This window comes from Pseudomonas sp. ICMP22404, assembly GCF_006227205.1.
In the GTDB taxonomy this organism is placed as follows: Bacteria; Pseudomonadota; Gammaproteobacteria; order Pseudomonadales; family Pseudomonadaceae; genus Aquipseudomonas.
In genome coordinates, this window is record NZ_VCNG01000019.1 from 1 (window position 1) to 20651 (window position 20651).

Here is a 20651-nt window from a genome sequence, read left to right on the forward strand (position 1 = left end):
GCTTTGAGCTTGAACTCACTGGAATAAGATTTACGCATAGCCAAACACCTCAGATTTGGGCGCCATCATAGCGCCCGATTGAAGTGTCCAAAATCATTAGGCCAGTTCAGCTCGCCCGCGAAGGCGGCCGTACAGCCGACCTACCTCTCCGGTCGAACCCCAATCCCATTGTGGGAGCGAGCCTGCTCGCGATAGCGGAGCGTCTGTCACGCAAGTGTTGAATGGGCCGACGCCATCGCGAGCGCTCGCTCCCACAGAGGTTGGTGGTGGATGCAAAGGCTGCGTACACCCCGAGTCCAGTGTGGGAGCGGGCTCGCCCGCGAAGGCGGTCGTACAGCCGACCTACCTCTCCGGTCGAACCCCAGTCCCATTGTGGGAGCGAGCCTGCTCGCGATAGCGGAGCGTCTGTCACGCAAGTGTTGAATGGGCCGACGCCTGTGGGAGCAAGCTCGCTCCCACAGGCGTGGTGGCGTAAAAAATCGTCCGAAAGCAGCAACGCCTTCGGACGATCCTTTTGGTTTCCAGCACGACTCATTTGCTGCTGGTGATTTCTCCCCCCGACTTCTGTTCAAAGAACTCCGGAATCGGATAGTTGAAACTATTGAGCCAGCGCTGCATGGCCATTTCACGCTCGGCGGCGGAGGCGGTCTGCAGGTTGGTGGACGCGACCACACCACGAATCTGCAACTGCATCCAGCTTTCCGTGCCTTGTTGCGCGGCCGAAGAGGGCCCCGGCTCGATTGCCCAGGCGGAGGTGGACAGGCATGCGATGCAGACGATCAACAGCTGTTTCGTTTTCATCTCTTGAACTCCTCGTAACGCTCTACTTGGCCGCGCCGGATGAGGCATCGACTACCTCATTCGAACGGTCTGCCTGTGTCGTTCCCGTCTTGGTGGCCGAGCCTCTGATCCTCTCAGCGCGGGCCTGGGCATCCGCTACTTGTGCGGGGCTCAACTTGGCCATGCTCGCGAGTTCGGCGGCTTGCTTCCAGTTGTCCTGGTAAATCAGCAGCGTCACCATGTTGAGGGCGGCCAGGGAATCCGCCTGCCTGAGTTCCATGGCGGTCATGAACTCGAAGCGCGCTTCAGGGATCCGGCGTTGGTTGAGGTAGACGACACCCAAGTCGTTGCGGATCTTTCCTTCGGTAGGGGCCATTTTCGCCGCGCGTTCAAGGTGCTCGGCGGCGCTGGCATTATCATTCTTGGCGACGGCCAGTTGGCCGAGGCCATGTTCTCCATCAGCGGCCAGGCAGGTCCCGAGCAGGCTCTTGTACAACGGCTCTGCCTCGTTGCGGCCCATGAGGCGCAGCACCCGGGCCTTGCGCAGGCGGACCTGGACGAGGTCTTCGGGCAGACCTTCGAGGTTCGCCAGGCTGGCGTACAAACGCCCATCATTGGCCATGTCATCCGCCAGGTTCAGAGCCAGTTCCTGATCGGAACTGGGCCTGGCGCAACTGGACGGAAGGGAAGCGACTACTCCGTTACTGGCACAGCCGGCGAGTATCAAGGTCGCCGTTATCGCGATCACTGCTTTCATGGAATGTCCTCCGACACCAGGCTGAACCCCCGACCCCTTGCACATCAGGTGCCGGCTCATTGGGAAAGCCCGCTGCGGTTGTCGAACTCGCCGTGTTCGAGGAAGTACATGCGATAGAAATTCGGGTCATAGTTGCGCAGTTGTTCGCCCGGCAATGTCGGCAGTTGCGCGTCGACGGCCAACGGTTGGACCAGGTGCGGGGTGACGATCATCAGCAGTTCCCGTTCTTCCCGGTCGATGGAGTGGTTACGAAAGAAGGCGCCGAGAATCGGAATGTCGCCCAGGCCGGGAAACTTGTTCACCTGCGAGGCGTTGCGCGTACTGATCAGGCCGCTGATGACGAAGCTTTCGCCGTCGGCCAGGGCAATGCTGGTATCGGTACGACGCACGGTGAGCGCTGGAACCAGCGTGCCGGCGATGTTCACGGCATTGGTGAAGTCCAGTTCGCTGACTTCCGGCGCGACCTTCAACGCGATGCGGCTTTTGCCGATGACGGTCGGTGTCAGGGTCAGGCGAATGCCGAACTCCTTGTACTCGATGGACACGTTATCGCTGCCGGCGCTGGGCACTGGAATGGGCACCTCGCCGCCGGCCAGGAAGCTTGCGCTCTGCCCACTGAGGGCCACCAGGCTCGGCCGCGCCAGGGTGTAGGCGAAGCCGCTGCCTTCCAGCGCGTTGATCATCAGCAAGGTTTGTCCAGTGGCGAAGGACAGGTTGAACATGTCGTTATTGACCGGCAATGAAGGCCGGACCACACCACCGATGGTAGGCAAGGTCCTCGGCGCGCCGAACTGGAAGTTGCCACGGCTGCCAAAGATCGAGGTCGAAGCTTCCTTGAGTTTGGTCCGGCTGACCTCGACGAAACGGATGTCAGTCTGCACTTGGGCGAGCAGCATCGGATCTTCGGAAGGCACAGTCGCTGCAGTGGTCAGTGCTTCGGTGGCCCTGCCTTTGACGAAGATCATGCTCTGGCGGGGCATCTTCGAACACGCTGTCCAGACCATCAGGCTGGTAGCGCCTGGCGCCACGCCCGTGAGAATGAAAGCGTCGCTGCCACTGGGCTGCACGTCGGCGATTTTCGGGTCGCCTACCGCGAGTTTGGTCACAGGGGCCAGGATGCGCAATTCGCTCTGGAGTCCCTGGCCGACCTCGAAGGTCGCCGGCAAGTTGTCCAGTTGCGAACAATTGCTGGCTGCGGCCTGCGCCGCATCCAGTCCAAGGCCCATCAGGAACAGGCCATGGATAAAGTGTTTTAACGCGGGCGCGGTACGATAGCTCATAGAATGCTCCTCGACAGACAGGCCGTCCCTAGACTTAACCAGTTGCCTCGGATCATTTATGGGGTCCGGGCTACCCCCCTATCTCACCACCCGGAAATGAACCCAGGTTACCGAGCGGTGACTGGCGCAAACAGTTCGCCTGAGGCGATTTGCCGGTCACCTTGCTCGCTTCTGATTGACGGTAGTTCACCCATGGCAAAGCGCCACGCCGAAATTGAAAAAAACGTCTGAAAAGTGGCGGGGGTGAAAAAAGTGATGATGAGTGCGTCAATAAAACGTCTTTTTTCGGATTTTTTTGGCGCCTCCATGGACAACATCCTTTGGCAGGGGCACAAAAAAGCCCGCAGGGTTAACCGTGCGGGCTTTTGCATGACTGATCGCAATCAGTGCTTGCTGTCCTGGTCCGACATCGCCAGCAATTGCTTCTCCTGGTTCCAGTCGAAAGGTTCGTCATTCTGTTCGGCTTCGAAACGACGTTCCTCGAGGGCCTGGTACAGGTCGATTTCCTCGTCGGGCATGTAGTGCAGGCAGTCACCGCCGAAGTACCACAGCAGGTCACGCGGCACCAGGTGGGCGATTTGTGGATAACGGACGATCACCTGGCAGAGGAGGTCCTGGCCCAGGTACTGGCTTTCGATCGGATCGACGGGCAATTGCGCGCGCAATTCATCGAAGCGCTCCAGGAACAGCGCATGGCTTTCTTCGGGAACCTGTTCGGCCTCACCTACGGCGACCAGGATGCTGCGCAAGTGGTCAAGCAAGACAAGGTGATCGGCAACGACATTGGACACGAGATAAGTCCTCAAGAGCAAAACGGGCGCGGGAGTATAAAGCGCCTGCGCCGGTTTTTACATGGCCGTGGGTCAGCATGGGGCCAGTCCAAGATCAACGAACCTTGCCCTCGGCCAGCGTCAGCGCCTCTTTGTCGAAATCGTCCACGTCGATCACCTTGCGCCGCGCCGTTTCGGCTGCGCGCAGGGCCTGGGCTTCGCCGGCCTGCAGCACACCGGCTTCCAGAGCCGTGTCGATAAGGGGCTCGCCGGGTACCGGCTTGAGCTGACCGTGCTTGAGCGCCGCATGCAATTTTTTCTGCAACGGCTGGGCCGCCATCAGCAGGTCGGCGGCGTGTTGCAGGGCGCCGACCGGATCGTCGACCGAGTGGGGGCGATAGCATCCCTGCAGTAACTCTTCGAGAGTCGGATCGCCCTTGGCCCGGCCGATCACCGCTGCCACTTCCGCATCCAGCCTGTCGCTCGGCCCTTTGTGACGACGGCCGAAGGGGAACACCACACAGCGCAGCAGGCCACCCAGCAATCGGTTCGGGAAGTTGGCCAGCAGTTCGTCCAGCGCACGCTCCGACTGGCCGAGACTTTCCTCCATGGCCCAGGTGAACAGCGGCGTCATGTGGTCCGGCGAATCCAGGTCGTGGTAGCGCTTGAGCGCCGCCGAGGCCAGGTAAAGGTTGCTCAATACATCGCCCAGACGCGCCGACAGGCGTTCCCTACGCTTGAGCTCGCCGCCCAGCAGCATCATGCTCAGGTCCGCCAGCAGGGCAAAGGCCGCTGCCTGTCGATTGAGCGCGCGGAAATACCCCTGGCTCAAGGTGTTGCCGGGAGCCCTGTCGAAATGTCCCAGGCCGAGGTTCAGCACCAGGGTGCTGGCCGCGTTACTGATAGCGAAGCCGATGTGCTTGAGCAGCAAACCGTCGAACTCGACCAGGGCCTGGTCCTTGTCTTCGCGTGTCGCCAAGGCCATTTCCTTGAGCACGAACGGATGGCAGCGGATCGCCCCCTGGCCGAAGATCATCAGGTTGCGCGAGAGGATGTTCGCGCCTTCCACGGTGATGAAGATCGGCGCGCCTTGCCAACTGCGCCCCAGGTAATTGTTCGGGCCCATGATGATGCCTTTGCCGCCATGCACGTCCATGGCGTGGCCGATGCACTCGCGGCCGCGTTCGGTCAGGTGGTACTTGAGGATCGCCGACAGCACCGAGGGCTTTTCCCCCAGGTCCACCGCGTTGGCGGTCAGCATGCGAGCGGCATCCATCATCCAGGCGTTGCCACCGATACGCGCCATGGCTTCCTGGATGCCTTCGAAGGCTGACAACGGCACGTTGAACTGTTCCCGCACCTGGGCGTACTGGCCGGTCACCAGGCTGGTGAACTTCGCCGCCCCGGTGCCTACAGCCGGCAGGGAAATCGAACGGCCGACCGACAGGCAGTTCATCAGCATCATCCAGCCCTTGCCGAGCATGGGTTGGCCGCCGATGAGGAAGTCCAGTGGAATAAAGACGTCCTTGCCCCAGTTCGGCCCGTTCATGAACGCTGCACCCAAGGGCAGGTGGCGCCGACCTATATGGACGCCGGGAGTGTCGGTGGGAATCAGGGCAAGACTGATGCCCAGGTCTTCCTCGTCCCCCAGCAGGTGATCGGGATCATAGGCCTTGAAAGCCAGGCCGAGGAGGGTGGCTACGGGGCCCAGGGTGATGTAGCGCTTTTCCCAGTTCAGGCGCAGGCCGAGGGTTTCCTGGCCTTGCCAGTCACCTTTGCAGATGACGCCAGTGTCGGGCATTGCACCGGCATCGGAACCGGCCAGAGGCCCGGTCAGGGCGAAGCATGGAATGTCGTCGCCACGGGCCAGCCGCGGCAGGTAATGGTCACGCTGTTCCTCGGTGCCATAGTGCAGCAGCAGCTCCGCCGGACCGAGGGAGTTGGGGACCATCACCGTGGAGGCCAGGTCGCCGCTGCGGGTGGCCAGTTTCATCGCCACCTGGGAGTGGGCGTAGGCGGAGAAACCCTTGCCTCCGTATTCCTTTGGAATGATCAGTGCGAAGAACCCGTGTTCCTTGATGTGCGCCCAGGCTTCGGGCGGCAGGTCCATGGCCTGGCCGATCTGCCAGTCGCTGACCATGGCGCAGAGTGCTTCGGTGGGACCGTCGAGGAACGCCTGTTCTTCCTCGGTCAGTTGTACCTTGGGATAGGCCAGTAGCAGATCCCAATCCGGACGGCCGCTGAACAACTCGCCATCCCACCACACCGTGCCGGCGTCGATGGCATCGCGCTCGGTCTCCGACATGGGCGGCAGGGTCTTCTGGAACCAGTCGAACATCGGCGCGCTGAAATACTTGCGGCGCAGGTCCGGCAGCAGCAAAGGCGCGGCGATGGCGCCGAGCACGACCCAGAGGATCAGCATCAGTGCGCCTGGCGCGTGGCTGAATATGCCCATCGCCAGCAGGTAGACCGCGACGATCCCCAGCGTGGGCAGCGGGGCGGTGCGCCGATGCGCCAGCCAGGCTATCCCGACGACCAGAACCAGTATCCACAACAACAGCATAGGTAGTCCTCCGTGAACCAGGGCAAAACCGACCCACAGAGCTTAGACGGCATCTGTAAAAGCGGCGGTCAGCGCGATGCGATTGATTTCGTGGGAAACCCCGGATGCATTGCGCCAGTCTGGTTGGCAACAACCGTGGGAAATGGTTCGTTGCAAAAGTGAGAAAGCGCCGTTGTTTGGCTGAAATGCCATTAACTGTGGACAGATACGGGACGCTAAATCATGCAAGTGAATGCAAGACCTGTGGCGAGGGGATAAATCCCCTCGCCACAGGGATCAGTTCGGCTCTGGATCGTGGTGACGATTTGAGTCGCGACTGATCGGGCGTATGCTGCTGCGGCACTTATCCACTGAGGGAAACCGTGATGCTGAAGATCTGGGGTCGGAAGAATTCATCGAATGTCCGCAAGGCGCTGTGGTGCGCCGAAGAGCTGGGGCTGGCCTTCGAGGCCATCGATGCGGGCGGTGCATTCGGGGTAGTGGACACACCGGAGTACCGGGCGAAGAACCCCAACGGCCGGGTTCCAATGATCGAAGACGACGGTTTCGTGCTGTGGGAATCCAACACCATCGTGCGTTATCTGCTGGCGCGCCATGTGCCCGGTTCAGCCTGGTATCCGACCGATCTCCAGAAGCGGGCCACGGCTGACAAATGGATGGACTGGACCACCTCGTCCTTTGCCGGGCCGTTTCGCACTGTGTTCTGGGGTGTCGTTCGCACGCCAGCCGAGCAGCAGGACTGGCCGGCCATCCATGCGGCGATCAAGGAATGCGAGGGCTTGCTGGCAATGGCAGACCAGGCCTTGAGCGAACAGCCCTACCTCTCGGGTGAGGAGATCGGCATGGGCGACATTCCCCTGGGCAGTTTCATTTATGCCTGGTTCGAAATGCCCATCGAGCGGGCGACACAGCCTCATCTCGAAGCCTGGTACCGGCGGTTGCAGCAGCGTCCGGCTTACCGCAAGGCGGTCATGACCGCGTTGACTTAATACTTACTATCGACACGCGTGACTGTACTTGTGCGGCGACGCCAAGCACCATGGCCTTCGTGCGCCGTGGTTGTATTGCTCGCCGCTCGCCCTCATGTATTCCTTTCCTCCCTTCTTGGTGCGTAGATCCGATATGAGTTCCGCTCTGTCCATCCGGCAGCTAACCAAAACCTACGGCAACGGTTTCCAGGCCCTGAGTGGTATCGATCTGGACGTCGCCGAAGGTGATTTTTTCGCCTTGCTCGGCCCCAACGGTGCCGGCAAATCCACCACCATCGGCATTCTTTCCACCCTGGTGAACAAGACCAGCGGCACAGTGAATGTCTTCGGCCATGACCTGGACCGCGAGCCTGCCGCGCTCAAGCGCTGCATTGGCGTGGTGCCCCAGGAATTCAATTTCAATCAGTTCGAAAAGACCTTCGACATCGTCGTGACCCAGGCGGGTTATTACGGCATCCCGCCGAAGATCGCCAACGAGCGCGCCGAGCAATACCTGACCCAGTTGGGGTTGTGGGACAAGCGTGACGTGCCGTCCCGTTCGTTGTCCGGGGGCATGAAGCGCCGACTGATGATCGCCCGCGCGCTGGTGCATGAGCCGCGCCTGTTGATCCTCGACGAACCGACTGCGGGTGTGGACATCGAGCTGCGTCGTTCGATGTGGACCTTCCTGACCGAGTTGAACCAGAAAGGCATCACCATCATCCTCACCACCCATTACCTGGAGGAGGCCGAACAGCTGTGCCGCAACATCGGCATCATCGACCACGGCACTATCGTCGAGAACACCAGCATGCGGCAGTTGCTCAGCCAACTGCACGTGGAGACGTTCCTGCTGGATCTGAAGAGTGACCTGGCGGCCGCCCCCCAGTTGATCGGCTATCCGGCCCGGCTGGTGGACCGTCACACCTTGGAGGTGCAGGTGGATAAAACCGTCGGCATTACCGGGTTGTTCACTCAACTGGCCCTGCAGAACATCGAAGTGCAGAGCCTGCGTAACAAAACCAATCGCCTCGAGGAGCTGTTCGTGTCCCTGGTGGAGAAAAACCTGGCAAAGGTGGCGGTATGAGTTCCGAATTGCGCCCCAACCTCATCGCCCTCAATACCATCGTCTACCGTGAAGTCCGGCGCTTCATGCGGATCTGGCCGCAGACCCTGCTGCCGCCGGCCATCACCATGGTTTTGTACTTCGTGATTTTCGGCAACCTGATCGGCCGGCAGATCGGCGACATGGGCGGCTTCACGTACATGGACTACATCGTGCCGGGGCTGATCATGATGTCGGTGATCACCAACTCCTACGGCAACGTGGTGTCGAGCTTCTTCGGCAGCAAGTTCCAGCGCTCGATCGAAGAGTTGATGGTGTCGCCGGTCTCGCCCCACACGATCCTGATCGGCTATACCCTGGGTGGCGTGTTGCGCGGCCTGGCGGTGGGCCTGATCGTGACCTTGCTGTCGCTGTTCTTTACCCATCTGCAGGTGCACCACTTGGGTGTGACGGTATTGGTGGTGGTGCTTACGGCGACGATCTTTTCGCTGCTGGGGTTCATCAACGCCGTGTTTGCGCGCAACTTCGATGATATCTCCATCATCCCGACGTTCGTGCTCACGCCGCTGACTTACCTGGGCGGGGTGTTCTACTCCATTTCGCTGTTGCCACCGTTCTGGCAGACCGTGTCCCTGGCCAACCCGGTGCTGCACATGGTCAACGCCTTCCGTTTCGGCATCCTCGGGGTTTCGGATATCCGCATCAGCGTGGCGATCACCTTCATGCTGGTGGCGACCGTGGTGCTGTATATCGGTTGTGCCCGGTTGCTGGTCAGTGGGCGCGGCATGCGCACCTGATCCCTGTGGGAGCGAGCCTGCTCGCGATGGCGTCGGATCTGACCCATCGCAATCGCGAGCTCGCTCCCACACTTGATCTGTCTTAGCCGCAGATACGCCGCAAAAAGAAGGCCTCCAAATTGGAGGCCTTCTTTGTTTCTCACATCCGGCTTTTCCTGCGCCGGTTCCATTGCCGGGCCACCCACCAACGCCAATAACTCATGGTGACAAAATACGCCAGGACGCCGAGCACCAGGCCGGTCACCACCGAGCCCAGCAGAAACGGCTGCCACAAGGTCGACAGTTGTTCGGTGATCCAGGCCCAGGTCAATTCATCCGGCAACGTCCGGGCAGGCACGTCCATCAGCCAGGCGCCAGTCTGGTAGGTACAGAAGAATACCGCCGGCATGGTGATGGGGTTGGTCAACCAGACCAGGCTCACCGCAATCGGAATGTTGCCCCTCACCGCGATGGCCAGCGCCGCGGCCAGGAGCATTTGCAAGGGAATGGGGAGAAAAGCGGCAAACAGGCCGACCGCCATCGCCCGGGCCACTGAGTGACGATTGAGGTGCCAGAGGTTGGGATCGTGCAGCAGGGTGCCGAGAAAACGTAAGGATTTGTGTTCCCGAATGCTCGCTGGGTCTGGCATGTAACGTTTGAATAGGCGCCGGGGCATAAGGCTTCTCGGTCGGTTCAAAGCAATGAAGCGGCAAGTATGTCCGGATTCTAAGTCCGGCAGATTCAGACTTTGTGACAATTGATAACGCCCACGGTGCCGCAGACCGGCTAAGCCTGGAGAGAGAACTCTCAAGGATGGGTTATGCGCACAGGGTGGGTCGCGCTTGCACTGGGGCTGGTGGCCCCGGTTTTCTTTCCGGCGTTGCCGCCGCTGTGGCTGATCGCAGCGATGCCGATGCTGGCGCTGATGGTGCTGCCGTTTCGTGCGTATCCGCTGGGTTTTTTCCTGTTGGGGTTGGCCTGGGCCTGCCTGTCGGCGCAATTCGCGTTGGACGAACGCCTGCCGGCCGCGCTGGATGGAGAAACCCGCTGGGTCGAAGGGCGTGTCATCGGTTTGCCGCAATACAGTGAAGGCGTGGTGCGCTTCGATCTGGTCGAGGCCCAAGCGCGTCGCACTCGGCTGCCGACCTCAATGCGCCTGGCCTGGTTCGGGGGGCCTCCGGTGAGCAGTGGCGAGCGTTGGCGGCTAGCGGTGAAGCTCAAGCGGCCCGCCGGGTTGCGCAACCCACACGGTTTCGACCATCAAGCCTGGTTGTTGAGCCGAGGCATTGGCGCGACCGGTACGATCAAGGCTGGCCATCGCTTGCAACCGGCCCGGGGCGCTTGGCGCGACGGGGTGCGCCAGGCAATTGCACAGGTCGACGCCCAAGGCCGCTCCGGTGCGCTGATGGCGTTGGTGCTGGGCGACGGTGGGGGATTGAGCCGTGAGGACTGGCAGCTGTTGCAAGACACCGGCACTGTCCATCTGCTGGTGATTTCCGGGCAGCACATCGGGCTGCTCGCCGGTCTGGTGTACCTGTTGGTGGCCGGCGCGGCGCGTTATGGCCTGTGGCCGGGACGTCTGCCGTGGTTACCCTGGGCCTGCGCCCTGGCCTTCATCGCGGCCTTGGGTTACGGCATGCTTGCCGGGTTCGAGGTGCCGGTGCGGCGGGCCTGCACGATGATCGGCCTGGTGCTGCTGTGGCGCGTGCGCTTCAAGCACCCCGATCCCTGGTGGGCGTGGCTGCTGGCCTTCGATGGGGTGCTGCTGTTCGATCCTTTGGCCAGCCTGCGCCCGGGGTTCTGGCTGTCATTTGCCGCGGTGGCGATACTGATGTTCACCTTCGGCGGTCGCCTGGGGCCCTGGCGCTGGTGGCAAACCTGGACCCGCGCCCAGTGGCTGGTGGCGGTCGGGTTGTGCCCGTTGTTGCTGATATTGGGCCTGCCGGTGAGTCTCAGCGGGCCGCTGGTGAACCTGTTGGCGGTGCCCTGGATCAGCCTGTTGGTGCTGCCGTCGGCCTTGCTCGGCACGGTGTTGCTACCGGTGTCGGTCATCGGTGAAGCGCTGCTCTGGATCGCCGGGGGCTTGCTCGATCTGCTGTTCAAGGGGCTCGGGCTGGTGGCGGGGCGGATGCCGGCTTGGGTCCCTGTTCCGGTCCCCCTGTGGGCGTGGTGCATCGCTGCGTTCGGCGCTTTCTTGCTGTTATTGCCCAAGGGGGTACCGTTGCGTGTGCTGGGTTGGCCGATGTTGCTGCTGATGGTGTTTGCGCCACGGGAAGAGGTGCCGCCAGGGCAAGCGCAGATCTGGCAACTCGACGTTGGCCAGGGGCTGGCGGTGCTGGTGCGCACCCGTCACCACAGCCTGCTCTATGACGCAGGACCACGCTTCGGTGATGCCGATGTGGGCGAGCGTGTCGTGCTGCCGACCTTGCGCAAGCTGGGTGTGCGGGGGCTGGACCTGATGGTGCTCAGCCATGCAGATGCCGATCACGCCGGGGGGGCTCAGGCCGTGCGCAACGGGCTGGCAACCACCCGGGTGATCAGCGGCGATCCGGCTGCGTTGCCCGTCGCCCTTGAAGCAGGGGCCTGCGACAGCGGTGAACAGTGGGAATGGGACGGCGTCCGCTTCGACGTGTGGCGATGGTCATCGGCCCTTGAAAGCAATCAGAAATCCTGCGTCCTGCTGGTCGAGGCCAACGGCGAACGGCTGTTGTTGACCGGCGACATCGATACCCATGCCGAGCGCGGACTGCTCGCTAGCCCTCTGGCAGTGCCGACCCAGTGGCTGGCCGCGCCCCATCATGGCAGTCGCAGCTCATCGTCGATGGCGTTGCTGGCGCGCCTCAAGCCACATTCGGTATTGATCTCCCGAGGCCAAGGCAACGCGTTCGGCCATCCCCACCCCCAGGTGATGGCCCGGTATCGACGCTTGGACATGGCGATCTACGACAGCGCCGAACAGGGCGCCATTCGTCTGCAACTGGGGGCCTTCGAGCGGCCGGACACCCAGGCCGACCACTGGCGCTATTGGCGCGACCCGCCGTCTGCGGGGCCGTGAGCCGAACCTTGACCCAGGTCGCTTCCTGGCGCAGTTATCGGCGGGGCGGGGCCTCCATGGCGAGTCTCTATGATAAAGTGGCGCACTTTTTCGAGGGGGCAGTCACTGTGTGGGAATTGGTCAAATCCGGCGGCTGGATGATGTTGCCGATCATTCTGAGTTCCATCGCGGCACTGGGTATCGTTGCCGAACGCCTGTGGACCCTGCGGGCCAGCCGCGTGACGCCGGAGCATTTGCTCGGGCAGGTCTGGGTCTGGATCAAGGACAAGCAACTGAACAAGGACAAGCTCAAGGAGCTGCGGGCCAGTTCGCCGTTGGGCGAGATACTGGCGGCCGGCCTGGCGAACTCCAAGCATGGTCGCGAGATCATGAAGGAGTGCATCGAAGAAGCCGCGGCCCGGGTCATCCATGAGCTGGAGCGCTACATCAATGCCCTGGGTACCATCGCCGCCATGGCCCCGTTGCTGGGCCTGCTGGGCACAGTGTTGGGCATGATCGACATTTTCAGCGCATTTACCGGATCCGGCGTAAGTACCAATGCCTCGGCGTTGGCCGGTGGTATCTCCAAAGCCTTGATCACCACCGCCGCGGGCCTGATGGTCGGTATCCCGTCGGTGTTCTTCCATCGGTTCCTGCAGCGCCGCGTTGACGAGCTGGTGGTGGGCATGGAGCAGGAAGCCATCAAGCTGGTCGAGGTGGTGCAGGGCGATCGTGATGTTGACCTGGCCGGGAGCAAGAAGTGAAGTTCCGCCGCAAACCACGGGAAAACATCGAGATCAACCTCGCGTCGCTGATCGACGTGGTGTTCATCCTGCTGCTGTTTTTCGTCGTGACCACCACCTTCACCCGGGAAACCCAGCTCAAAGTCGAGTTGCCACAGGCGGTCAGCGGTTCGCCAGCCGAAGACCAGCAGTTGAAGAATCTGGAAATCACCATCAGCGCAGAAGGGTCGATTTCGGTAAACAACCAGTTGTTGCCCAAGAGCGACCTGGCGACCCTGATCGAGGTGCTGCAGAAAGAGTCCGGCGGCGACACCAACCTGCCGCTGTCCATCAGCGCTGATGGCAAGACTCCCCATCAATCGGTCATCACCGCCATGGACGCGGCCGGCAAGCTCGGCTTCAGCCACCTGCGCATGACCACGGTCGAGGCGGCACCCGCACCCTGATGGCCATGTCCGATCGATTGCTCGCCGCGTGGTATGACGGTCACCCGGCTCTGGCGCTGTTACGGCCACTGGAGTGGCTGTACCGGCGCGTGGTGGTCGGCAAGCGCGAGCGTTTCCTGGCGGGTGAGGGCGATATCTATCAGCCGCCGGTGCCGCTGGTGGTGGTGGGCAACATCACCGTGGGCGGGACCGGCAAGACGCCGATGATCCTGTGGATGATCCAGCACTGCCAGCGCTGTGGCCTGCGGGTTGGCGTGGTCAGCCGGGGGTATGGCGCCAAGCCTCCGCAATTGCCGTGGCGAGTCGAGGCCGACCAGGGCGCCGAGATCGCCGGCGACGAACCTTTGCTGATCGTCCAGCGCACCGGTGTGCCGCTGATGATCGACCCGGATCGCAGCCGCGCGGTCCAGGCGCTGCTGGCAGCGGAACCGCTGGACCTGATCCTGTCCGATGATGGCATGCAACATTACCGGCTGGCTCGCGACCTGGAGCTGGTGTTGATCGACAATGCCCGCGGCCTGGGCAACCGGCGTTGCCTGCCTGCCGGCCCGTTGCGCGAACCGGTCGAGCGCCTGCAGTCGGTGGATGCGGTGCTGTACAACGGCGCCGCTGCCGATCGTGAAGACGGCTTCGCCTTCGAGCTGCGGCCCACTGCCCTGGTGAATCTGGCCAGTGATGAACGATACCCGCTCGACCATTTTCCGTCCGGTCAGGCCGTGCACGCCGTGGCCGGTATCGGCAATCCGCAACGTTTCTTCAGAACCCTCGAAACGCTACACTGGCGGCCTATACCGCACGGGTTTGCCGACCATGCCGAATACAGCGTCGAGGCCTTGAATTTCACGCCGCCATTGCCAGTGGTCATGACGGAAAAGGACGCGGTCAAATGCCGTGCCTTCGCCGCGCCCGACTGGTGGTACCTGGCGGTGGACGCCGCGCCTTCACCGGCCTTCGAGGCCTGGTTCGATACGCAGTTGATGCGCCTGTTGCCCGATCGGCTATTACCTTAAGAACCTTATCCAGGGGAAAATCCATGGACACCAAACTGCTCGACATCCTGGCCTGCCCGGTTTGCAAAGGCCCGCTCAAGCTCAGCGCCGACAAGACCGAGCTGATCAGCAAGGGCGCCGGCCTGGCGTACCCGATTCGTGACGGCATCCCGGTGATGCTCGAAAGCGAAGCCCGGACCCTGACCACCGATGAGCGCCTGGATAAATGAGCATCGTCTTCACCGTTGTGATCCCGTCGCGCTTCGCTTCGACGCGCTTGCCCGGCAAACCGTTGTTGTCGATCGCCGGCAAGCCGATGATCCAGCACGTGTGGGAACAGGCCTGCAAGAGCAGCGCCCAGCGTGTGGTGGTGGCGACGGACGACCTGCGCATCGTCGAAGCCTGCGAGGGCTTTGGTGCCGAGGTGGTCATGACTCGCGAAGATCACAATTCCGGCACTGATCGCCTGGCGGAAGTCGCTGCGAAACTGGGCCTGGAGCCTGACGCCATCGTGGTCAACGTGCAGGGCGACGAACCGCTGATCCCACCCAGCGTGATCGATCAGGTCGCGGCCAACCTGGCGGCTCATCCCGAAGCGCGTATGGCCACGCTGGCCGAGCCGATCAAGGACGTACAGACCTTGTTCAACCCGAACGTGGTCAAGGTGATCAGTGATCTGAACGGCCTGGCGCTGACCTTCAGTCGCGCTACGTTGCCCTGGGCCCGGGATGCATTCGCTCAAACCCGTGACGTCATGCCTGAAGGCGTGCCGTACCGTCGCCACATCGGCATCTATGCCTATCGTGCCGGTTTTCTCCAGGACTTCGTGGCCTGGGGCCCATGCTGGCTGGAAAACACCGAAGCCCTGGAGCAGCTGCGCGCGCTCTGGCACGGTGTGCGGATCCATGTTGCCGATGCGCTGATCGCCCCGCCAACCGGCGTCGACACGGTCGAAGACCTTGAGCGCGTCCGTCGCCTGCTGGAGGCCTGATGCGGGTTCTGTTCGTCTGCCTCGGCAACATCTGCCGCTCGCCCACCGCCGAAGGCATCCTGCGACATAAGCTGCGCGAGGCCGGGCTGACCGGGCAGGTGGAGGTCGCTTCCGCCGGTACCGGTGACTGGCACGTGGGCAAGCCGCCGGACAAGCGCAGCCAGGCCGCGGCCCTGCGGCGCGGTTATGATTTGTCGGCCCAGCGTGCCCGGCAAGTCAGCCGCGCCGATTTCGCCGCCTATGACCTGATCCTGGCGATGGACAGCAGCAACCTGCGCAATCTCAAGGCCCTGCAGCCGGCCAACGGCCGGGCGGAACTGGATCTGTTCCTGCGGCGCTACGAGGCCGGCGTCGATGACGTACCGGATCCGTACTATGACGGCGAGCAGGGTTTCGAGCAGGTCCTGGACCTGATCGAATGCGCCACGGATCGCCTGGTGATCGAATTGAAGGGGCGGCTATGAGCTTGCAGGTACAGGCCGGCGTCAGCCTCAAGCCTTTCAACAGTTTTGGAGTGGACGTCAAGGCCCGGCTGTTCGCCGAGGCCCACGGCGATGCGCAGGTGCGCGAGGCGTTGGCCTATGCCGCCGGGCATGAGGTACCGCTGCTGGTGATCGGTGGTGGCAGCAACTTGCTACTGACCGGCGACATCGATGCGCTGGTGCTGCGTATGGCCAGCCGCGGCATCCGCCTGCTGAGCGATGAGGGGGAGCGGGTGGTGATCGAGGCCGAGGCCGGAGAACCCTGGCATCCTTTCGTCCAGCACACGTTGGCGCAAGGCTGGGCGGGGCTGGAGAACCTCAGCCTGATCCCTGGTACGGTGGGTGCCGCGCCGATGCAGAATATCGGCGCCTATGGCGTGGAGATAAAGGACGTCTTTGCCGGGCTCACCGCCCTGGATCGCCACACCGGCGAGTTGCGGGATTTCACCCTCGAAGAATGCTGTTTTGCCTACCGCGACAGCCTGTTCAAGCAACAACCGGGTCGTTGGTTGATTCTGCGGGTGCGCTTCACCCTCAGTCGTGCCGCCCATCTGCACCTGGAATATGGCCCGGTTCGTCAACGGTTGAGCGAACAAGGCATCGACCAGGCGACGCCTCTTGATGTCAGCCGGGCCATTTGCAGCATACGCAGCGAAAAACTGCCGGACCCGGCCGTGCTGGGCAATGCCGGCAGTTTCTTCAAGAATCCGCTGGTGCCGGCCGCGCACGTTACGCACCTCAAGCTGCAGTACCCCGACCTGGTGGCTTATCCACAGCCCGAGGGCCAGATGAAAATCGCCGCGGGTTGGCTGATCGAGCGTGCCGGCTGGAAAGGGTTCCGTGAGGGCGACGCCGGGGTGCATAAGTTGCAGGCGCTGGTGCTGGTCAACTATGGCGCGGCCACTGGCCTCCAACTGCTGGACCTGGCCCAGCGCATCCAAAAAGATGTTGCCGAACGTTTCCAGGTTGACCTGGAAATGGAGCCCAACCGCTACTGAGTCAAGGTTCGTCATGAACCATGGACGCCCTGCACAACCTCGCACAAGCATCATTTGTGCAGGATTGTGCAGGGCGTTTTGCTTGAACCTGGGTTAATTTAATCCGCTGACAATGTGACCCTAGAGGCCCGGTGCAGACCCTTGCGTGTCTGTATAAGAGAGCCCGATTAGCCTGAGCCAGTCTGCGACACCAAACCGTCACCCAAGCGGCAGATTGCTCGACCCCATAACTCGATAACTATGCGGGCGTGCCCATGATTACCCTGAAACTCAATGGACAAGACCATCAACTGGATGTGACCGAGGACATGCCGCTGCTGTGGGCTATCCGGGATGTCGCCGGGTACAACGGCACCAAATTCGGCTGCGGCATGGGCCTGTGTGGCGCGTGCACCATCCACATCGACGGCGCTCCGGCGCGCAGTTGCATCACGCCAATCGGCTCGGTGCAGGGGCAGAACGTCAGTACCATCGACGCGCTGCATGCCGACCCGGTTGGTCAGGTCGTGCAAAAGGCCTGGCTCGATACCTCCGTGGCTCAGTGCGGTTACTGCCAGGGCGGGCAGATCATGTCCGCCACCGCCTTGCTCAAGAGCAATCCCAACCCGAGCGACGAGCAGATCGAGGAAGCCATGGTCGGCAATATCTGCCGCTGTGGCACGTATAACCGGATCAAGACCGCGATTCGCCAGGCGTCCACTCACCTGAAGGAGGCCAAGGCATGAGCCGTCTGCCCAATGATTTCGTGCTGAGCAACCTCAGCCGGCGCGGCTTCCTCAAGGGCGCGAGCGCCACCGGTGTACTGGTGTTGGCTGCCAGTTGGGGTCTGCCGGAGGCCTTTGCCGAGGACAAGAAGTTCGGTGCCGAGGGCATGCCCCATGGTGCGGTCGACGATCCGAAGGTGTACGTGAGCATCGCCGCCGACGGCAGCGTGACGGTGATCTGCAATCGTTCGGAAATGGGCCAGGGTGTACGCACCAGCCTCAGCATGGTGGTGGCCGATGAATTGGACGCCGACTGGGCATTGGTGAAGGTGCAACAGGCGCCGGCCGATGAGGCACGTTTCGGCAACCAGGACACCGACGGCTCACGCAGCATGCGCCACTGGTATGAGCCGATGCGCCGTTGCGGTGCTGCCGCCCGGACCATGCTGGAGCAGGCCGCCGCGGCCCAATGGAACGTTCCGCTGGGTGAATGTCGTGCCCAGTTGCACAACGTGGTGCACCAGCCTTCCGGTCGGAAACTGGGCTACGGCGCCTTGGCCACCGCCGCCAGCGCCTTGCCGGTGCCGGCCCGTGACAGCTTGCGCCTCAAGCAACCGGCCGAGTTTCGCTACATCGGCAAGGAGGCGAGCCGGGCCATCGACGGTGCCGACATCGTCAACGGTCGTGCCGTGTTCGGTGCCGATGTGCATTTCGACGGCATGCTCTATGCCGTCGTGGCGCGTCCGCCGGTCTATGGCGGCAAGGTCAGGAGCGTGGATGATAGCGCGGCGCTGAAAGTGCCGGGCGTGGTCAAGGTGGTGCAGATCGAAGGGCGTCCACTGCCTTCGGAATTCCAGCCCCTGGGTGGCGTGGCGGTGGTGGCGAAGAACACCTGGGCCGCGATCAAGGGGCGCGATGCGCTGAAAATCGAGTGGGACGACGGCCCGAATGCCGGTTATGACTCGGTCGCCTATCGCAAGGAACTCGAAGCTGCGGCCCTCAAGCCCGGGAAAGTCCTGCGCAGCACCGGCGACCTCGATGATGCGCTGGCGAAGGCCGATTCGACCCTGGAAGCCTCCTATTATCTGCCACACCTGTCCCAGTCGCCAATGGAGCCGATGGTGGCCATTGCCCGCTTCAAGGACGGCCAGTGCGAAGCCTGGGCACCGAGCCAGGCGCCACAGGTGACCCGCGAGCGCGTCGCTGAACGATTGGGCATTCCTTTCGACAAGGTCACGATCAATATCACGCTGCTGGGGGGCGGTTTTGGCCGCAAATCCAAACCCGACTTCGTTGTCGAGGCGGCGGTGCTGGCCAAGGAGTTCGCGGGCCAGGCGATCCGGGTGCAATGGACCCGCGAGGATGACATCCATCACTCGTATTTCCACACCGTATCGGCCGAGTACCTCAAGGCCGGCTTGAACCGGGACGGGATGCCGTCCGGCTGGCTGCATCGCACCGTGGCCCCGAGCATCACCGCGCTGTTCGCGCCGAATATGGTTCATGAAGCGCCGTTCGAAGTGGGCATGGGCGTGACCAACATGGCCTACGCCATTCCCAACCTGCGCCTGGAGAACCCCGAAGCGGTGGCCCACACGCGAGTGGGCTGGTACCGCTCGGTGTCGAACATTCCCCACGGTTTTGCTATCCAGAGTTTTATCGACGAATTGGCCCACAAGGCCGGTCAGGATCCGCTGAAGTACCACCTCAAGTTGCTTGGCCCGGATCGCAAGATCGACCCGCGTACCTTGAGTGAAGAGTGGAACTACGGCGAATCCCCCGAGCGCTATCCCATCGATACGGCGCGGATCCGCACCGTGCTGGAAACCGCTGCCAAGGCGGCCGGTTGGGGACAGAAGCTGCCGAGGGGCCGTGGCCTAGGGCTAGCGGTGCATTACAGCTTCGTCACCTACGTGGCGGCGGCCATCGAAGTGGAGGTCAAGGAGGACGGCACGGTGATCGTGCACAAGGCGAACATTGCCGTTGACTGCGGTCCGCAGATCAACCCCGAACGTATTCGTTCCCAGTTCGAAGGCGCCTGCGTCATGGGCCTGGGCAATGCGATGGTGGGGGAGATCAGCTTCAAGGATGGCAAGGTCCAGCAGGACAACTTCCACATGTACGAAGTGGCACGCATGTCCCTGGCACCCAAGGAGGTGGCGGTGCACCTGGTCACGCCACCGGGCGAGGTGCCGTTGGGCGGTGTCGGTGAGCCGGGAGTGCCGCCGATTGCGCCGGCGCTGTGCAATGCGATTTTCGCGGCCACCGGCCAGCGCATCCGCAATCTGCCGGTACGCTATCAGTTGCAAGGCTGGCAGCAGGCCAAGGCCTGATGGACAGCGTTGACCTGAATGTCCTGCGTAGCGTGCTGCAATGGCGCCGCGCCGGGCAGCGCGTGGTGCTGTTCACAGTGGTCCAGACGTGGGGCACCGCGCCGAGGCCTCCGGGGGCGATGCTCGCCTTGCGCGAAGACGGCGTGGTGATCGGCTCGGTGTCGGGCGGTTGTGTCGAGGATGACTTGATCGCCCGGTTGCACGATGGTCGCATTCCAGCGGATGGACCGCCCGTGCAGATGATCACCTACGGCGTTACCCGCGAGGAGGCGGCGCGCTTCGGTTTGCCGTGCGGCGGTACCCTGCGCCTGACGGAAGAGCGGGTCGGTGACCCACAATGGGTGGCCGAACTGCTGGAGCGCTGCGAAGCCCATCAGATTGTCGCCCGTGAGTTGAGCATCGCCACTGGTCATGTGGCGTTGACGCCCGCCAGCAAGAGCGACGTGCTGGTGTTCGATGGGCAGACTCTGCGTGCCATCTATGGGCCGCGTTGGCGGCTGCTGCTGATCGGTGCTGGGCAATTGTCGCGCTATGTCGCGGAAATGGCCCGGCTGTTGGACTTCGAAGTGCTGATCTGCGATCCGCGCAAGGAGTTCGTCTACGGGTGGGAAGAACAACACGGTCGCTTCGTCTCAGGAATGCCTGACGAGGCGGTGTTGAACATCCAGACTGACGAGCGCACGGCGATCGTTGCCCTGACCCATGATCCGCGCCTGGACGACATGGCCTTGCTGACCGCCCTGGATTCCCCGGCTTTTTATGTGGGGGCCCTTGGGTCACGCGTCAACAGCCAGAAGCGCCGGGACAATCTGCTTCAGCTAGGCTTGTCAGCACAGGCCATCGAGCGGCTGCATGGTCCTATTGGCCTGCACATCGGCAGCCACACTCCGGCGGAAATCGCCTTGTCGCTGCTCGCCGAAATCGTGGCCATCAAGAATGGCGTCGAGCTGCGGCAGAAAAAGCCGTTGTAA

At 62.4% G+C, this 20651-nt stretch carries 21 protein-coding genes; 14 read left to right on the forward strand and 7 right to left on the reverse strand.

Annotation, left to right across the window (positions count from 1 at the left end):
- Nucleotides 1-531: 531 nt before the first annotated feature.
- From FGE05_RS25595 to FGE05_RS25620, 6 genes are all read right to left on the reverse strand, one after another.
- Nucleotides 532-801 carry a DUF3613 domain-containing protein gene (locus tag FGE05_RS25595; RefSeq protein ID WP_041024639.1) on the reverse strand — a complete coding sequence of 90 codons (270 nt, stop codon included), beginning with the start codon at nucleotides 799-801 and terminating at the stop codon, nucleotides 532-534.
- Between the two features lie 22 nt (nucleotides 802-823).
- Entirely contained in the window at nucleotides 824-1537 is a 714-nt protein-coding gene (locus FGE05_RS25600; RefSeq protein ID WP_139649330.1) for a lipopolysaccharide assembly protein LapB, read from the reverse strand.
- A 56-nt stretch (nucleotides 1538-1593) separates the two neighbouring features.
- Nucleotides 1594-2817: a type II and III secretion system protein family protein gene (locus tag FGE05_RS25605; RefSeq protein WP_139649332.1), complete on the reverse strand. Its 1224-nt coding sequence runs from the start codon at nucleotides 2815-2817 to the stop codon at nucleotides 1594-1596.
- 107 nt (nucleotides 2818-2924) lie between these two features.
- Nucleotides 2925-3125, reverse strand: a complete 201-nt coding sequence (locus FGE05_RS25610; RefSeq protein WP_139649334.1) for a hypothetical protein — start codon at nucleotides 3123-3125, stop codon at nucleotides 2925-2927.
- A gap of 75 nt (nucleotides 3126-3200) precedes the next feature.
- On the reverse strand, nucleotides 3201-3608 hold the full coding sequence (locus tag FGE05_RS25615; RefSeq protein ID WP_024776930.1) for a PA2817 family protein: 408 nt from the start codon (nucleotides 3606-3608) through the stop codon (nucleotides 3201-3203).
- Between the two features lie 94 nt (nucleotides 3609-3702).
- The gene (locus FGE05_RS25620) at nucleotides 3703-6150 is read right to left on the reverse strand and encodes an acyl-CoA dehydrogenase (RefSeq protein WP_139649336.1); all 2448 of its coding nucleotides are present in this window, start codon (nucleotides 6148-6150) and stop codon (nucleotides 3703-3705) included.
- A gap of 365 nt (nucleotides 6151-6515) precedes the next feature.
- Between FGE05_RS25620 and FGE05_RS25625 the strand changes: the two genes are divergently transcribed.
- The 3 genes from FGE05_RS25625 (at nucleotide 6516) to FGE05_RS25635 (ending at nucleotide 8981) form a co-directional block, all read left to right on the forward strand.
- Nucleotides 6516-7139: a glutathione S-transferase gene (locus FGE05_RS25625; RefSeq protein ID WP_139649338.1), complete on the forward strand. Its 624-nt coding sequence runs from the start codon at nucleotides 6516-6518 to the stop codon at nucleotides 7137-7139.
- A gap of 133 nt (nucleotides 7140-7272) precedes the next feature.
- Nucleotides 7273-8205 (forward strand): ABC transporter ATP-binding protein, encoded by a 933-nt coding sequence (locus FGE05_RS25630; protein WP_139649340.1) that lies wholly within the window; start codon nucleotides 7273-7275, stop codon nucleotides 8203-8205.
- Nucleotides 8202-8981, forward strand: coding sequence for an ABC transporter permease (locus tag FGE05_RS25635; protein WP_041024632.1), 780 nt, complete (start codon nucleotides 8202-8204; stop codon nucleotides 8979-8981). Before FGE05_RS25630 ends, FGE05_RS25635 begins: the two co-directional genes overlap by 4 nt.
- 139 nt (nucleotides 8982-9120) lie before the next feature.
- Here the strand turns inward: FGE05_RS25635 and FGE05_RS25640 are convergent, their stop codons facing one another.
- On the reverse strand, nucleotides 9121-9636 hold the full coding sequence (locus FGE05_RS25640; RefSeq protein WP_139649342.1) for a DUF2062 domain-containing protein: 516 nt from the start codon (nucleotides 9634-9636) through the stop codon (nucleotides 9121-9123).
- A 144-nt stretch (nucleotides 9637-9780) separates the two neighbouring features.
- Here FGE05_RS25640 and FGE05_RS25645 point away from each other — a divergent pair, with 144 nt between their 5' ends.
- The 11 genes from FGE05_RS25645 to FGE05_RS25695 all read left to right on the forward strand — a co-directional run bounded on the left by FGE05_RS25645 (nucleotide 9781) and on the right by FGE05_RS25695 (nucleotide 20651).
- A complete protein-coding gene (locus FGE05_RS25645) occupies nucleotides 9781-12015 on the forward strand; it encodes a DNA internalization-related competence protein ComEC/Rec2 (protein ID WP_139649344.1) in 2235 nt (744 codons plus the stop codon).
- Between the two features lie 107 nt (nucleotides 12016-12122).
- Nucleotides 12123-12758, forward strand: coding sequence for a MotA/TolQ/ExbB proton channel family protein (locus FGE05_RS25650; RefSeq protein WP_175363457.1), 636 nt, complete (start codon nucleotides 12123-12125; stop codon nucleotides 12756-12758).
- Nucleotides 12755-13183: a biopolymer transporter ExbD gene (locus tag FGE05_RS25655; protein ID WP_024776922.1), complete on the forward strand. Its 429-nt coding sequence runs from the start codon at nucleotides 12755-12757 to the stop codon at nucleotides 13181-13183. The genes FGE05_RS25650 and FGE05_RS25655 overlap by 4 nt, the downstream gene beginning before the upstream one ends.
- Entirely contained in the window at nucleotides 13183-14193 is a 1011-nt protein-coding gene (gene lpxK / locus FGE05_RS25660; protein WP_139649346.1) for a tetraacyldisaccharide 4'-kinase, read from the forward strand. Before FGE05_RS25655 ends, lpxK begins: the two co-directional genes overlap by 1 nt.
- A gap of 23 nt (nucleotides 14194-14216) precedes the next feature.
- Nucleotides 14217-14402, forward strand: coding sequence for a Trm112 family protein (locus tag FGE05_RS25665; protein WP_003179363.1), 186 nt, complete (start codon nucleotides 14217-14219; stop codon nucleotides 14400-14402).
- Entirely contained in the window at nucleotides 14399-15163 is a 765-nt protein-coding gene (kdsB, locus tag FGE05_RS25670; RefSeq protein ID WP_139649348.1) for a 3-deoxy-manno-octulosonate cytidylyltransferase, read from the forward strand. Before FGE05_RS25665 ends, kdsB begins: the two co-directional genes overlap by 4 nt.
- Complete coding sequence (locus FGE05_RS25675) at nucleotides 15163-15627, forward strand: low molecular weight protein-tyrosine-phosphatase (protein WP_041024627.1); 465 nt, start codon at nucleotides 15163-15165, stop codon at nucleotides 15625-15627. The genes kdsB and FGE05_RS25675 overlap by 1 nt, the downstream gene beginning before the upstream one ends.
- Nucleotides 15624-16643 carry a UDP-N-acetylmuramate dehydrogenase gene (gene murB / locus FGE05_RS25680; RefSeq protein WP_139649350.1) on the forward strand — a complete coding sequence of 340 codons (1020 nt, stop codon included), beginning with the start codon at nucleotides 15624-15626 and terminating at the stop codon, nucleotides 16641-16643. The genes FGE05_RS25675 and murB overlap by 4 nt, the downstream gene beginning before the upstream one ends.
- Nucleotides 16644-16897: 254 nt before the next feature.
- The gene (locus tag FGE05_RS25685; protein ID WP_139649352.1) at nucleotides 16898-17368 is read left to right on the forward strand and encodes a (2Fe-2S)-binding protein; all 471 of its coding nucleotides are present in this window, start codon (nucleotides 16898-16900) and stop codon (nucleotides 17366-17368) included.
- A complete protein-coding gene (locus FGE05_RS25690; RefSeq protein ID WP_139649355.1) occupies nucleotides 17365-19680 on the forward strand; it encodes a xanthine dehydrogenase family protein molybdopterin-binding subunit in 2316 nt (771 codons plus the stop codon). The genes FGE05_RS25685 and FGE05_RS25690 overlap by 4 nt, the downstream gene beginning before the upstream one ends.
- Nucleotides 19680-20651 (forward strand): XdhC family protein, encoded by a 972-nt coding sequence (locus FGE05_RS25695; RefSeq protein ID WP_139649356.1) that lies wholly within the window; start codon nucleotides 19680-19682, stop codon nucleotides 20649-20651. Before FGE05_RS25690 ends, FGE05_RS25695 begins: the two co-directional genes overlap by 1 nt.

Coding starts and splice junctions, on each gene's coding strand:
- FGE05_RS25595 (WP_041024639.1), bottom strand. CDS start 801: ATGAAAACGAAACAGCTGTTGATCGTCTGCATCGCATGCCTGTCCACC.
- FGE05_RS25600 (WP_139649330.1), bottom strand. CDS start 1,537: ATGAAAGCAGTGATCGCGATAACGGCGACCTTGATACTCGCCGGCTGT.
- FGE05_RS25605 (WP_139649332.1), bottom strand. CDS start 2,817: ATGAGCTATCGTACCGCGCCCGCGTTAAAACACTTTATCCATGGCCTG.
- FGE05_RS25610 (WP_139649334.1), bottom strand. CDS start 3,125: ATGGAGGCGCCAAAAAAATCCGAAAAAAGACGTTTTATTGACGCACTC.
- FGE05_RS25620 (WP_139649336.1), bottom strand. CDS start 6,150: ATGCTGTTGTTGTGGATACTGGTTCTGGTCGTCGGGATAGCCTGGCTG.
- FGE05_RS25625 (WP_139649338.1), top strand. CDS start 6,516: ATGCTGAAGATCTGGGGTCGGAAGAATTCATCGAATGTCCGCAAGGCG.
- FGE05_RS25630 (WP_139649340.1), top strand. CDS start 7,273: ATGAGTTCCGCTCTGTCCATCCGGCAGCTAACCAAAACCTACGGCAAC.
- FGE05_RS25635 (WP_041024632.1), top strand. CDS start 8,202: ATGAGTTCCGAATTGCGCCCCAACCTCATCGCCCTCAATACCATCGTC.
- FGE05_RS25640 (WP_139649342.1), bottom strand. CDS start 9,636: ATGCCCCGGCGCCTATTCAAACGTTACATGCCAGACCCAGCGAGCATT.
- FGE05_RS25645 (WP_139649344.1), top strand. CDS start 9,781: ATGCGCACAGGGTGGGTCGCGCTTGCACTGGGGCTGGTGGCCCCGGTT.
- lpxK (WP_139649346.1), top strand. CDS start 13,183: ATGGCCATGTCCGATCGATTGCTCGCCGCGTGGTATGACGGTCACCCG.
- FGE05_RS25665 (WP_003179363.1), top strand. CDS start 14,217: ATGGACACCAAACTGCTCGACATCCTGGCCTGCCCGGTTTGCAAAGGC.
- kdsB (WP_139649348.1), top strand. CDS start 14,399: ATGAGCATCGTCTTCACCGTTGTGATCCCGTCGCGCTTCGCTTCGACG.
- FGE05_RS25675 (WP_041024627.1), top strand. CDS start 15,163: ATGCGGGTTCTGTTCGTCTGCCTCGGCAACATCTGCCGCTCGCCCACC.
- murB (WP_139649350.1), top strand. CDS start 15,624: ATGAGCTTGCAGGTACAGGCCGGCGTCAGCCTCAAGCCTTTCAACAGT.
- FGE05_RS25685 (WP_139649352.1), top strand. CDS start 16,898: ATGATTACCCTGAAACTCAATGGACAAGACCATCAACTGGATGTGACC.
- FGE05_RS25690 (WP_139649355.1), top strand. CDS start 17,365: ATGAGCCGTCTGCCCAATGATTTCGTGCTGAGCAACCTCAGCCGGCGC.
- FGE05_RS25695 (WP_139649356.1), top strand. CDS start 19,680: ATGGACAGCGTTGACCTGAATGTCCTGCGTAGCGTGCTGCAATGGCGC.